Genomic DNA, 14,157 nt, shown 5'->3' with positions numbered 1-14,157 from the left:
GTCCGCCTGCCAATGAGTAGTGTTCCAGCCGTCGCCCATTCCCATGCCACGTCGCTCAAGGCGGACTATAAAGTGGCCAAAGCCCAGTTGCTGGAACGCTTCAAGACTGCGACCAACGTCGATGCATTGATGGCGGCGCTGGCGCGCGCCACCGACGATTCCCTGCGCGCCGCCTGGAACACCTGCGAGCTGCCGCACGATCTGGCGCTACTCGCGGTGGGCGGCTACGGGCGCGGCGAACTGGCGCCGCACTCGGACATCGACATTCTCGTCCTGCTGCCGGATGCGCCGATCGAACACCTCGAAGCGCGCATCGAGCGCTTCATCAGTCTCGCCTGGGACCTCGGGCTCGAACTCGGCAGCAGCGTTCGCAGCGTGTCGCAGTGCCTCGAAGAGGCGGCGAACGACGTCACCGTGCGCACCTCGCTTCTCGAAGCGCGCCGCATCACCGGCAGCGAATCGCTTTTCGACGACTTCTCCCGCCGTTACCGCGAGGCGCTCGACCCGCGCGCATTCTTCCAGGCCAAAGTGCTGGAAATGCGTCAGCGGCACGCCAAGTTTCAGGATACGCCGTATTCGCTCGAGCCGAACGTCAAGGAAAGCCCCGGCGGTCTGCGCGATCTGCAACTGATCCTGTGGATCACCCAGGCGGCGGGATTCGGCAGCAGCTGGCGCGAACTCGAAGCGCGCGGCCTGATTACGGAACGCGAAGCGCGCGAATTGCGGCGCAACGAGAGTTTCCTGAAGGCGCTGCGCGCCCGGCTGCACGTCATTGCGGGACGTCGGCAGGACATTCTGGTGTTCGACCTGCAAACGCCGGTGGCGGAGAGCTTCGGCTACAAACCCACGGCCACCAAGCGCGCCAGCGAGCAGCTGATGCGCCGCTACTACTGGGCCGCCAAGGCGGTCACGCAGCTCGCGACCATCCTGATCCAGAACATCGAAGCGCAGCTTTTCCCAAACACGAGCGGCATCACGCGCGTCCTGTCGGATCGCTTCGTCGAAAAACAGGGCATGCTCGAAATCGCCGACGACGACGTTTTCGAACGCGAGCCGAACGCGATTCTCGAAGCCTTCCTGCTTTACGAGCAGACGCCGGGCGTCAAGGGACTCTCGGCGCGCACGCTGCGGGCCATCTACAACGCCCGCGACGTGATGGATCAGCACTGGCGGCGCGATCCGGAAAACCGGCGCCTCTTCATGGAAATCCTCAAGCAGCCGGCCGGCATCACGCACGCGCTGCGGCTGATGAACCAGACCAGCGTGCTCGGGCGTTATCTGCTGAACTTCCGGCGCATCGTCGGGCAGATGCAGCACGACCTGTATCACGTCTACACGGTGGATCAGCACATCCTGATGGTGCTGCGCAATCTGCGCCGCTTCGCCGTGGCCGAGCACGCGCACGAATATCCGTTCTGCAGCCAGCTGATCGTCAACTTCGACCGTCCGTGGGTGCTGTACGTGGCGGCGCTGTTTCACGACATCGCCAAGGGCCGCGGCGGCGACCACTCGCAACTCGGCATGGCCGACGCGCGGCGCTTTTGCCGCAATCACGGCATCGAGGGCGAGGACGGCGAACTGGTGGTGTGGCTGGTGCAGCAGCATCTGACCATGAGCCAGGTCGCGCAAAAGCAGGACACGAGCGACCCCGAGGTCATCAAGCGTTTCGCGGAACTGGTCGGCAACGAGCGGCGCCTCACCGCGCTGTATCTGCTGACGGTGGCCGACATTCGCGGCACCAGCCCGAAAGTCTGGAACACCTGGAAAGGCAAGCTGCTGGAAGACCTGTACCGCGCCACCCTCGCGGTGCTCGGCGGCGCCCGGCCCGACGCGCATTCGGAACTGAAGTCGCGCCAGGAAGAAGCACTCGCCCTGCTGCGACTCGAAACCGTGCCGGACGGCGCGCAAAAGGCGCTGTGGGACAAGCTCGACATCGGCTATTTCCTGCGCCACGACGCCGCCGACATCGCCTGGCAAACACGCGTGCTGTCGCGCCACGTCGAAACGCCTACGCCGATCGTGCGGGCGCGTCCGTCGCCGATCGGCGAGGCGCTGCAGGTGCTGGTCTACGTGAAAGACCAGCCCGATCTGTTCGCCGGCATTTGCGCCTATTTCGACCGCAACGGCCTGTCGGTGCTGGATGCACGGGTCAGCACGACCCGTCACGGTTACGCGCTCGATAATTTCCTCGTCGCGCATACCGAAGAAGACGTGCATTATCGCGATATAGCCAATCTGGTCGAACAGGAACTGACCGCCCGCCTCACCGGTGACGGCACCCTGCTTCCGGGACCGTCGAAGGGCCGCCTGTCGCGGCTGTCGCGGACCTTCCCTGTTACGCCGCGCGTCGATCTTCGGGCCGACGAGCGCGGCCAGTATTACATCCTGTCCGTGTCGGCCAACGACCGGCCGGGCCTTCTTTATTCGATCGCGCGCGTGCTGGCCGAGCACCGGGTCGGCGTCGCGTCGGCGCGGATCAATACGCTCGGCGAACGCGTTGAAGACGTGTTCCTGCTGGACGGACACGGTCTGTCGGACAACCGCCTGCAAATTCAGGTCGAGACCGAACTGCTGCGCGCGATTGCAGTGTGAGATTTCATGCGAGTTAAATTAACAGCCAAGCACCCGCGGCCGGCTTCGTCCGAACGCGCCCCTGTCCGTACCGGAAGCAGTTCGGCGCGTAAGCCGACGCGTCCGGCCGGACCGAAGCCGTCTGCGTCGCCGGCGGATTCCGGTGGGCCCCGTGGGGAACGCGCAGGCGCTGCGGGCGGTGGCACGCGCCCCAGCACCGGTGCGCGTGCGCCTCGGGCTGAAGGATCGTTTTCACGCGACCGCGATGCCGGTGGTGCGGGTGCGCGCCGGGCGCCATCGGAGCGTCCGCCGCGTCGCGAAGGCGCCGCCGGGGCGCCGCGCCGGTCTGAAGGCAGCAGCGAACGTGGTCCGCGTCGTAGTGACAGCGAGCGTCCGCCGCGCAAGTTCGAAGGTAGTGGAGAGCGTGGTGATCGCGCGCCGCGCCGGTTCGAAGGCAGCGGTGACCGCGCGCCGCGTCGTGACGATGGCGAGCGAACACCGCGCAAGTTTGAAGGCAGCAGCGAACGTGGTCCGCGTCGCAGTGACAGCGAGCGTCCGCCGCGCAAATTCGAAGGCGGTGAGCGTGGTGATCGCGCGCCGCGCCGGTTCGAAGGCAGCAGTGAGCGCGCGCTGCGTCGTGACGATGGCGAGCGAGCACCGCGCAAGTTCGAAGGCAGCAGCGAACGTGGTCCGCGTCGTAGTGACAGCGAGCGTCCGCCGCGCAAATTCGAAGGCGGCGAGCGTGGTGATCGCGCGCCGCGCCGGTTCGAAGGCAGCGGTGATCGCGCGCCGCGTCGTGACGACGGCGAGCGAGCACCGCGCAAGTTCGAAGGCAGCAGCGAACGTCCCGCACGGAGTTTCGGCGATCGTCCCGCGCGGCGCGAAGACGGCGAACGCCGTCCGTTCACCGGCGCGCGTCCGGGCGCGGGCCGTCCGTCGGAAGGCGGCGCACGCGGCGAGCGCGCAGCGTCCGACCGTCCGCGTTTCGGCGGCGACCGTGGCGCCCCGCCGGATCGCCGTGGCGGCGAACGTGGTCCGCGCAGCGACGGCGCACCGCGTCGTTTTGAAGGCGAACGCGGCGCGTCCGAGCGCAGCGGCGGCGAGCGCAGCTTCGCCAGACCCGTCAAAAGTACTTATGGCGAGCGTTCAGATCGCCCGGCGCGTGCGCCGCGCGACGATCGCGACAGCCGTGCGCCCGCGAAACGCGAGTTCGGCGACCGTCCCGCGCGCGCAACGGACCGTAGCGAACGTCCGGCACGCAGCTTCGACAAAACACTGCCCGGCGCACCGCGCCGTTTCGCCGACAACGACCGCCCTGCCCGCGCCGACAAGCCGGCACGCGGCCCGGCGCCTGCCGCTCGCGCCGATCACGACGCCGACGCCATGCCGCGCACGCCGCGCCGCGACTACGAAGACGCGCCCGGCACGTTGCGTCTGTCGAAGCTGATGTCGGAACTCGGTCTGTGCTCGCGCCGCGAAGCCGACGAGTGGATCGAGAAAGGCTGGGTGCTGGTGGACGGCGAACGTATCGACACGCTCGGCACCAAGGTTCGCCCCGATCAGCGCATCGAGATCGACCCCGCCGCCGAAGCCGCGCAGGCGAGCCAGGTCACCGTGCTGATTCACAAGACGGTTGGTTTCGTCTCGGGTCAGGCGGAAGACGGCTATCAGCCGGCCATCACGCTCGTGACGCCGGAGAACCGCTGGGAAGGCGACCGTTCCGACATCCGTTTCTCGGTGGCGCACCTGCGCCAGCTCGCACCGGCCGGCCGTCTGGACATCGACTCGACGGGTCTGCTCGTGCTCACGCAGGACGGCCGCATCGCCAAGCAACTGATCGGCGGTCATTCGGAAATCGACAAGGAATACCTGGTGCGCGTTGCTTACGGCGAGCACACCACGGATGTCGAAAGTCACTTCCCGCCGGAAAGCCTTGCGCTGCTGCGTCACGGCCTGTCGCTCGACGACGTGCCGCTCAAGCCCGCGCAAGTCAGCTGGCAAAACGGCGAGCAATTGCGTTTCGTGCTCCGCGAAGGCAAGAAACGCCAGATTCGCCGGATGTGCGAACTGGTCGGTCTCGAAGTGATCGGACTGAAGCGCGTCCGGATGGGTCGCGTGATGCTCGGCGCACTGCCGCCGGGACAATGGCGCTATCTGTCGGCGGACGAATCGTTCTGACGATGCCGTTCCTTCGTCTGCCAGGTTGTTAGTCGCAGGCGACGCCGCAAAAAGAAAAACCCCACGCCATGGCGTGGGGTTTTCGCATTCTGGTCTCGCCCGAGCTTTCCAGCCGGCGTGAAACCGGCCAGCGTCAGTCGTCGCTATTCGGGTCCATGTCCGGAAACAGGATTTCGGTGAATCCGAACTTGGCGAAATCGTTGATCCGCATCGGATACAGCTTGCCGATCAGGTGATCGCACTCGTGCTGCACGACCCGCGCGTGAAAGCCCTCGGCGACGCGATCGATCGGTTTGCCGTATTGATCGAAGCCGTGATACTTGATCATCGAAAAACGGCTCACTGCGCCACGCAGACCAGGCACCGAGAGACAGCCTTCCCAGCCCTCTTCCATGTCGAGCGACACCGGCGTAATGGTGGGATTGATCAGCACCGTTTCCGGCACGGGCGGCGCGTCCGGATAACGCTCGTTCTGGCCGAAGCCGAAAATCACCACCTGCAGATTGACGCCGATCTGCGGCGCGGCGAGCCCCGCGCCGTTCGCGTCGTGCATGGTCTCGAACATGTCTTTGACGAGTTCATGCAATTCGGGCGTGTCGAAGTGATCGACCGGATCGGCAATGCGCAAAAGGCGAGGATCGCCCATCTTAAGAATTTCGCGGATCATAACTGCCCCTCCAGGAGCTTACGCATACCATCTTCGTCGAGTACGGGGACGCCGAGTTCCTCAGCTTTCGCCAGCTTGCTGCCGGCGTCGGCTCCCGCCACCACATAATCGGTTTTCTTCGACACCGAACCGGCAACCTTGGCGCCGGCCGCTTCGAGCATTTCTTTCGCTTCTTCGCGAGCGAGCGACGGCAAGGTGCCGGTCAGCACGACGGTCTTGCCGGCCAGCACGCCTTGCGGTGCCTTGGGCGCGGGCGGACCTTCCTGCCACGTAACCTTGCCGGGCGCCCGCAATTGCTCGATCACCGTGCGGTTGTGCTCTTCCGCGAAAAACTGGTGCAGCGATTCGGCCACCACCGGCCCGACGTCGTTCACTTCGAGCAAGGCCTCGACCGACGCGTCCATGATCGGGTCGAGCGAACCGAAATGTTTGGCCAGATCTTTCGCCGTCGATTCGCCCACGTGCCGAATGCCAAGCGCATAAATAAAGCGCGCCAACGTGGTGTGCTTGGCTTTTTCGAGCGAATCGAGCAGATTCTGCGCGGACTTCTCCGCGAAGCGATCGAGTTCGGCGAGCGTGGCGAAACCGAGATTGAACAGATCGGCAGGCGTGCGGACCAGATTCTGCTCGACCAGCTGGTCGATGATCTTTTCGCCCAGACCGTCGATGTCGAGCGCGCGCCGTTGTGCGAAATGCCACAGCGCCTGCTTGCGCTGCGCCGGACAGAACAGGCCGCCCGTGCAGCGCGCAATCGCTTCGTCGGGCAAGCGTTCGATGGCCGAACCGCATACCGGGCAGTGCGTCGGCATGACGAATTCGGCGGCGTCGTCCGGGCGACGATCGAGCAGCGCGCTCACCACTTCGGGAATCACGTCGCCGGCACGCCGCACGATCACGGTGTCGCCGATACGAATGTCTTTGCGACGCACTTCGTCTTCGTTGTGCAGCGTGGCATTGGTGACCGTGGCGCCGCCGACGAACACCGGTTCGAGGCGCGCCACCGGCGTGATCGCGCCGGTACGCCCCACCTGCACGTCGATGGCGACCAGCCTGGTGAGCGCTTCCTGCGCGGGAAATTTGTGCGCCAGCGCGAAACGCGGCGCGCGCGAGACAAAGCCGAGCGCGTCCTGCTCATCGCGACGATTGACCTTGTAGACCACGCCGTCGATGTCGTAAGGCAGCGTGTCGCGCTTTTCGCCCACCGAGCCGAAAAACTTCAGCAAGCCTTCCGCACCCTGCACCACCGCCCGCTCGCCGTTGACCGGCAAGCCCAGTTCCTTGTACCAGTCGAGCAGTTCGCTATGCGTGGCGGGCATGTCCATGCCGTCGAGCACGCCGATGCCATAAGCGAAAAACGACAGCGGCCGCTGCGCGGTGATCTTCGAATCGAGCTGCCGCAGACTGCCCGCCGCCGCATTGCGCGGATTGGCGAACTCCTTGTGTTCGGCGGCCCGCTGGCGCTCGTTCAGGCGCTCGAAGTCGCGCTTGAACATCAGCACTTCGCCACGCACGTCCAGAATGTGCGGCACGCGCTTGCCTTTGAGCTTGAGCGGAATGGAGCGGATCGTGCGAACGTTTTCCGTGACGTTCTCGCCCGTCGTGCCGTCGCCGCGCGTGGCCGCCTGGACGAACACGCCGTCGACGTATCGCAAGGAAATGGCGAGGCCGTCGAACTTCAGTTCCGCCGCATAGTCGACCGGCACCGGCGGCTCGGCGGCGTTCTTGCCGAGCGCGTCGCCCACGCGTTTGTCGAACGCGACGATGTCTTCGTCGGCGAAACCATTGTTCAGCGACAGCATCGGCTGATCGTGAACCACTGGTTCGAAACCGCTGGCCGCCTCGCCACCCACGCGCTGCGTGGGCGAATCCGGCACGATCAGGTCCGGATGCTCCGTCTCGATCTGCTCCAGTTCCTTGAACAGCTTGTCGTATTCCGCATCCGGCAGGTCCGGCTGGTCGAGCACGTAGTACGCGTAGTTGGCGCGTTCGAGTTCCGCGCGCAGCCACGCGGCCCGCTCGGCCGGCGCGTTGTTTGAAGGATGGGAGACGGGGGTTCGGGCCATGCTGTCGGAAGCTTCTTTAATGAAATTCGGACATTGGATTATCGCAGGAAGCGTGCCCCTTTACATCGGCCGAATGGCCAGTTTCGAAGTGGATAACGCGGGTCGATAATGCCGCAGAAAAGAATGCCACCGGACGGCCCGACGCGTACGCGGGTTCGACGCTCGAAACCCGTCGCCTCAGCGGTCTCGGCACCCGTAAACGCCGACGGCCGCACATCGTGCGGCCGTCGTGTACTACGAATCAGCGTGGGACTTACTGGCTGAACAGACGCCGCGTGGCCGGCGAGCCAGCCGGAATACCGGCCTGCTCCAGCTTGGCGTAAAGCGTCATCAACTGTTTCTCGATGGCGAGCAAGGCCGTTTCCGGCAACGGACGACGCCCGTCGTCCACCACCCGGCCGCCGATCCGCTCGGCCAGCGATTTCGCGTAATCGCACATCAGACGGAACGGCAGAATGTCTTCGTCGGCAACGGGCACGTCGAGCACCAGCGTAATCATCTGGCCGCCCTTGTAGGTCAGGTCGTCGCGCAGGAAATTGGTGTCGCCGAACTGCAGCATGAACACCGGGCTCTGCCGCGCATCCAGCTTGACGAAGCGCGTGCCGTCGCGCGAGAGCAGCAGGCCGTCTTGCGACGCCACGGCCTGCACGTAGTTGGCCGACCACGGCGCGCCGTCCGAGAGCACGTTGATCGACAGTTGCGCGTCGCACTGGGCGGCGAAACCGTCGAGCTCGCGCGCCATGGCGACCGTTTCGAGCATGTCGGGGAATTCCGGCGACGCGTCGAGCGCATCCGCGAACTGCTGCACGCCGGTCACGAACTCCGAAAATTCCAGTTCGTTGAGTGCGCCGCTACGGTTGGCGAGTTGCGCCGCCGCACGCAGTTCTTCGTAGCGCGCGCCGTTCTGCAACAGCTCCCACGTGCCGTCTTCGAGCTTGCCTTCGATATGCACCGGCTTGCTGCCGGCGCGGCGCAGGCGCTGCGCCAGCGGAATCACCTTGTCGCCCGCGACCGGGCCGCCAAGACGGATCGGCACGATGCAATCGATACGGCGATCGACGATAGCCGGCGGCGCCGACGAAATCGTGGTGGCGGCCGGCACGATCGGCTCGTGCGGTTCGTCCGCCGACTGGGTCTCGCCTTCAGCCGCACTACCCGTGGCCGCGGACTCCGCGTGCTCGATGCCTTCCGCTTCCGGATAACCGTTTGGCGTGGTGGTTTCGGCCTGAATGTCGGCAGGTGTGTCGAGCGGCGCGGCGCTGGCGCCGAAGGTCGGTTCGACGCGCGCCGAGGCCGGTTCGCTGCCCGCGTCCGCGCCCACTACCGGTTCGCGGCGCGTGGTGGGCCGGGCCGGTTCGATGAACGGGCTCTGTTCTTCGTGATCGTCACGCGTGAAGCTTTCGGCGGTTTCGGCCGGCATCGGGCGCGGCATCTTGCGGCGCACCTTGGCGCCCTGCCATGCGTTGTACACAACCACGCCTCCGACCACCACGGCACCCGCGCCGATCAAACCGAGTGTCAACTCGTCCATGCATGCTCCATCAGCAATTCTTCTGTCTGCGCGGTGATGCGCCGCTCACGTCTCGCGCGGCCGATGGCCGCCGCGGTGAGCACGCCCGCGAGTCTTTTTAACTTAAACGATATTCTGGGCGAAACCCGCCGCCGTTTCCATGTCGACCGCGACGATACGCGACACGCCCTGCTCCTGCATGGTCACGCCGATCAGTTGCTGCGCCATTTCCATTGCGATCTTGTTGTGCGAAATGAACAGGAACTGTGTCTTGTCCGACATCGCGCGCACGAGGTTCGCGAAGCGCTCCGTGTTGGCGTCGTCGAGCGGCGCGTCCACTTCGTCGAGCAGACAGAACGGCGCGGGATTCAGCTGGAACATCGCGAACACCAGCGCCGTGGCGGTGAGCGCTTTCTCGCCGCCCGACAGCAGGTGAATGGTCGAATTCTTTTTGCCTGGCGGTTGCGCCATCACCTGCACGCCGGCGTCGAGAATCTCGTCGCCGGTCATGATCAGCTTGGCCTGACCGCCGCCGAACAGACGCGGGAACAGCTCGCCGAAGTGATGGTTCACCTGATCGAACGTGCCTTGCAGCAGCGTGCGCGTTTCGCCGTCGATCTTGCGGATCGCGTCTTCGAGCGTTTCGATCGCGTTGGTCAGGTCGGCCGACTGCGAATCGAGGAACGTCTTGCGCTCGCTGGCCGCCTTGAGTTCGTCCAGCGCAGCCATGTTCACCGGACCGAGCGCCGTGATCGCGTTGTTGATGCGCGTGACTTCGCCCTGCAGATACGAGGGCTTCATGTCCGGCGTCAGCTTGGCCTGCAGTTCGGCTTCGTCCACACCGGCGGCGGCCAGTTGTTCGATGAACTGCTCGGCGTTCAGGCGCGCGGCCTGCTCCTTCAACTGCAATTCGTTGATCCGGTCGCGCAGCGGCTGCAAAGCGCGCTCGGCGGTCAGACGGCTTTCGTCGGCGGCACGCAGCTTGGCGGTCAGGTCGTCGAGTTCGAGGCGCGTGGCGTGCAGCGCTTCTTCCTTGACGGCGCGAATATCCAGCGCGTCCTGCAGACCCGTGTGCGCGGTTTGCTCGTTGATCGTCTCGAGTTCGGCACGCGCGTCTTCGAGCGACGCGGCGACGCGTTCGCTCTGTTCGTGCGCAACCTGGATGCTGCGCTTGAGCTCGTCGATACGGTTCGCCATGTTGCGCGCGGCGAAGCGCGCATCTGTAGCGGCACGATCGAGATCGCGCGACTGGCCGCGCGCACCGGTGAGCTCTTCGTCCAGCGCTTCGAACGCCAGCTGGTTGTCTTCGAAACGCGCCTGCAATTCGGCGAGTTCGCTGTCGTGACGTTCGAAATTCGCTTCCGACTCGGCGCGCAGCGCGCGCTGCTCTTCGATCTGCGCGGTGATTTCTTCGAGTTCTTCGCGAATCTGCGTGCTGCGCTGCATGTAGCGCTCGTGCGCCTGCGTCAGCTTGAGCACGTCCATCTGCAAGGCGTGCACGCGTTGCGTGGCGCGCTCCGACTGCTGACGCACGTCGCCCAGCGCCTGTGCGGCCTGGGAGTGCGCGGCTTCGGCGCGAATTGCCGTGGCCTTGGCTTCGTCGGCGAGGAGCGCCTGAGCGCGTACCTGACGGCCGAGATTTTCGATTTCCTGCTGACGCGCCAGCATGCCGGCCTGTTCGGAGTCGGCTGCGTACAACTGCACGCCGACACGCGTGACCACATGCCCGGCCTTCACGACGAACGAGCCGCCCTCGGGCAGCTGCGAGCGCATGGCCAGCGCCTGCTGCAGATCGTCGGCCACGAAGGCGAGACCGAGCCAGTCGTTGAGCACCGCGCGAATGCCGGCGTCGTCGATACGCACGAGCGAAAGCAACGGACGAAGCGACGGCGGCGCGGCCACCGGTTGTCCCGCGGCGGGCGGCGCGTAGAACGCCAGCTTGGCCGGCGGCGCGTCGGTGGCGAAGGCCTTGACCCAGTCGAGATTCGACACTTCCAGCGCGGCGAGCCGCTCTCGCAAAACCGCTTCGAGCGCGGCTTCCCAGCCCGCTTCGACATGCAGCTTCTTCCACAGACGCGGCAGACCGCTCAACTCGTGCTTTTCGAGCCACGGCTGGATCTTGCCTTCGGTCTGGACGTTTTCCTGAAGCTGCTTGAGCGCAGCGAGGCGCGCGTCGAGCTGGTGAATCTGCGCGCTTTCCGACTGCACGCGTTCCTGGGCCGCACGACGCTCGCCGTCCAGGCGCGGCAGGGTTTCCTGCGCGTCGGCGAGACGGGCTTGCGCGTCGTTCAGGATTTCTTCGTGCTCGGCGAGTTGCATGCGCAGCTCTTCGAGCTGCGCTTCGTCCGGCGCATCGAGGCCGCCCGCTTCGAGCTTCAGACGCTCGTGACGCTGCTGCAGCTGCTGCAACTGCTGGTCGGCGTTGCGCTGATGCGCGGCTTCGAGCTTCAAGGCCTGTTCGGTCTGCGCGATACCGCCGCGCTCGGCGTTCAGTTCGGTTTGCGCGTCGCGCCAGCGGGCTTCGAGCGCGGGCATCGCGTCGTGCTTCGCGGCGGCTTCGTCTTCGGCAAGCGCCGCCTTTTCTTCGGCGACGGCCAGTTGTTCTTCCGCGTCCGCGAGATCGTCCTGCGCCTTGTGCGCCTGCGACTGCCACTGTTCGCGCTGCGCGCTCAGCGCGGCGATCTGCGCCTGCACGCGATTGCGCGATTCGACGATGAAGCGGATCTCGGCTTCAAGCCGGCTCACTTCGGCATTCGCCTCGTACAGCGCGCCTTGCGCGCCCTGCATGGCGTCGCTCGCGGAGTAATGCGCGACGCGCAGCGTTTCGAGCTGCGCTTCGACTTCACGCAGCCGCGCGGTTTGCGCTTCGAGGTCGATCTGCGCCTGTTCGATGGCGCGCTTCTGGCGTTCCTGCTCGCCACCCGCCTCGTTCTTGCGCAACAGCCACAACAGACGCTGCTTTTCTTCGCCGTCCGTTTGCAGTTCCTTGTAGCGCGTGGCGACCACCGCCTGCGCTTCGAGCTTTTCCAGATTCGTGCTGAGTTCGCGCACGATGTCTTCGACGCGCGTCAGATTCTCGCGCGTGTCGTGCAGACGGTTTTCCGTCTCGCGACGGCGTTCCTTGTACTTCGAGACGCCCGCGGCTTCTTCGAGGAACACGCGCAGTTCTTCCGGCTTCGCCTCGATCAGGCGCGCGATCATGCCCTGCCCGATGATCGCGTAGGCGCGCGGCCCGAGGCCCGTGCCGAGGAAGATGTCCTGGATGTCGCGGCGACGCGCCGGCAGATTGTTGATGTAGTAGCTCGAAGTGCCGTCGCGCGTGAGCACGCGCTTCACGGCGATTTCGGCATACTGGCCCCACTGGCCGGCGGCACGGCCGTCGGCGTTGTCGAAGACGAGTTCGACGCTGGCGCGGCTGCCCGGCTTGCGCGCGGTCGAGCCATTGAAGATCACGTCCTGCATCGACTCGCCGCGCAGCTCGGAAGCGCGCGATTCGCCGAGCACCCAGCGAACGGCGTCGATGATGTTGGACTTGCCGCACCCGTTCGGTCCCACCACGCCGACTAACTGGCCCGGAACCTGGAAATGCGTGGGATCGACGAATGACTTGAAGCCAGCGAGTTTGATCGAGGTCAGACGCACGGCGATTTCGCTGTTTGAAAAGGGAAAATAAAGGTGGCTCGCGAAGGCCGCGCCAGCCGTTTGCGACAAAGCAGCGAAACGGCCCGCAACACTTCACGACACGGGCGCCATCCGCGCGCTCTCAGGCACGCGTCGGCTGATGAGGGGCAATCATACCATCGCGCGCGAGCGGTTCTTACCGTCCTTACGGTCTGTCTCACCGCTTGCCGCGTCGGGTGTCTCCACGGGTGCATCCAGATTGGTGGCATCGGGCGGCAGCGCCTTCGTGCGATGCACCCAGCTGGACAGCGCGGAGGCCAGCACGATGCACACGCCGCCCGCCCATTCGCGCGGACCCGGCGTTTCGCCGGCAAAAATCCACGCGGACAAAGCGGTCACGACGATCTCGAACAGCATGATGATCGAGGCCCGGTTGGCCGGCACGCGCGCGAGGCCGTACTGCACCAGCATATTGTTCGACGCCAGCAGAAAACCGAGGCCGAGCACCAGCCAGACGGCCGTGCCGAGATGCGCGCCGGTGGGCGGCGCCGGCATGGCTTCGAAGAGCGACGCCACCGCGCTGAACATGGCCGCGCCGCCGAAGATGGTCGCCGTGCGCATTTCCGGTTTCATGTCGGGCAACACGCGGCTCGTCTTGAGAATCAGCACGTTGCTCATCGCGAAGCCCATGCCGCCCGCGAGGCCCGCCCATTCGGCCAGATTGCCGGGCACCGGAAGGCCGAGCTGCGGCGACCACAGCATGGTCATCGCGCCGGCCAGCGACAGCGCCGCGAGCGCCGCGCCCGACCACGTGAGCCGCTCGTGCAGGATGAAGTGCGCGAACAGCGCGGTCCACGCCGGGGTGAGATAGAACAGCAGCAGCACGCGCATCACCTGGCCGTGGATCGAACCCCACACGAAACCGAGATTGGTGATGCCGGCCGCCAGCGCGAGCGCCGGCAGCAGCCAGTGCCAGCGCACGGTGCGAAGCGCGCTGCGGCGCACCAGCAGCACGAACAGACAGCCGGCGGCACTGGTCAGCGCGCTGGCCGCCGTACCGGTGACACCGAGCGCCGCGAGCATGCGCAGCGGATACCAGATCATGCCCCACACCGACGCGCCCAGCATGATCGCGAGCGTCGGCCAGCCATGGCGAATCCAGTTGGTCATGGTGCCGGGCTCCCGCAGCGAGCGCAGCCGGCGTGGCGGCGGGCATGGCGGCCGGCATTGCGACGGGCTTCATGGCCCGCAACGGCGCACGCCGGCCGTTCCAGCGCGCCGTCGCGGCGCGCGCGTGGCGCGGACATCTGTGTCGATACAACGTACATTGCTGCTCCTGCTTCTTTTTTGCGCGGACCGTCGGCGGTTCGCGTCGTTCCCGCTGCGTCGCATCGACTGCTCGGCCTGGCGGGTTGCAGGCGGGACACGGCGAATGACCGGCGGACGACCGGCGAACCGTGGTCCTTGCCTGCCTGCATGTGCTGTCAGTCTGTTGCCTGTGCGCGCCGTCGGTGCGTTCTGCTGGACCCCGACTCCGTCGCGCCGCC

The 14,157-nt window shown here is 65.8% G+C and carries 7 protein-coding genes; 2 read left to right on the top strand and 5 right to left on the bottom strand.

What is annotated here, in order from left to right; genetic code table 11:
• The first annotated feature begins 12 nt into the window (after positions 1-12).
• Both P3T18_RS22415 and P3T18_RS22410 read left to right on the top strand, forming a co-directional pair.
• The gene (locus P3T18_RS22415; RefSeq protein WP_429302164.1) at positions 13-2,592 is read left to right on the top strand and encodes a [protein-PII] uridylyltransferase; all 2,580 of its coding nucleotides are present in this window, start codon (positions 13-15) and stop codon (positions 2,590-2,592) included.
• Positions 2,593-2,598: 6 nt separating this feature from the next.
• The gene (locus P3T18_RS22410) at positions 2,599-4,749 is read left to right on the top strand and encodes a pseudouridine synthase (protein WP_429302163.1); all 2,151 of its coding nucleotides are present in this window, start codon (positions 2,599-2,601) and stop codon (positions 4,747-4,749) included.
• A 133-nt stretch (positions 4,750-4,882) separates the two neighbouring features.
• Here P3T18_RS22410 and def read toward each other — a convergent pair whose 3' ends face one another.
• From def to P3T18_RS22385, 5 genes are all read right to left on the bottom strand, one after another.
• Positions 4,883-5,416: a peptide deformylase gene (gene def / locus P3T18_RS22405; RefSeq protein WP_429302162.1), complete on the bottom strand. Its 534-nt coding sequence runs from the start codon at positions 5,414-5,416 to the stop codon at positions 4,883-4,885.
• A complete protein-coding gene (ligA, locus tag P3T18_RS22400; RefSeq protein ID WP_429302161.1) occupies positions 5,413-7,479 on the bottom strand; it encodes an NAD-dependent DNA ligase LigA in 2,067 nt (688 codons plus the stop codon). Before ligA ends, def begins: the two co-directional genes overlap by 4 nt.
• A 253-nt stretch (positions 7,480-7,732) precedes the next feature.
• The gene (locus tag P3T18_RS22395) at positions 7,733-9,010 is read right to left on the bottom strand and encodes a cell division protein ZipA C-terminal FtsZ-binding domain-containing protein (RefSeq protein ID WP_429302160.1); all 1,278 of its coding nucleotides are present in this window, start codon (positions 9,008-9,010) and stop codon (positions 7,733-7,735) included.
• A gap of 102 nt (positions 9,011-9,112) precedes the next feature.
• Positions 9,113-12,631 carry a chromosome segregation protein SMC gene (smc, locus tag P3T18_RS22390; protein WP_429302159.1) on the bottom strand — a complete coding sequence of 1,173 codons (3,519 nt, stop codon included), beginning with the start codon at positions 12,629-12,631 and terminating at the stop codon, positions 9,113-9,115.
• A gap of 150 nt (positions 12,632-12,781) precedes the next feature.
• On the bottom strand, positions 12,782-13,780 hold the full coding sequence (locus P3T18_RS22385; RefSeq protein WP_429302158.1) for a DMT family transporter: 999 nt from the start codon (positions 13,778-13,780) through the stop codon (positions 12,782-12,784).
• Between the last annotated feature and the right edge of the window lie 377 nt (positions 13,781-14,157).

The sequence above is a fragment of the Paraburkholderia sp. GAS199 genome (assembly GCF_050436585.1).
Classification (GTDB): Bacteria; Pseudomonadota; Gammaproteobacteria; order Burkholderiales; family Burkholderiaceae; genus Paraburkholderia.
The sequence above is the reverse complement of the archived record's forward strand: the minus strand, read 5'-3'. Positions and strand labels throughout refer to the sequence as shown.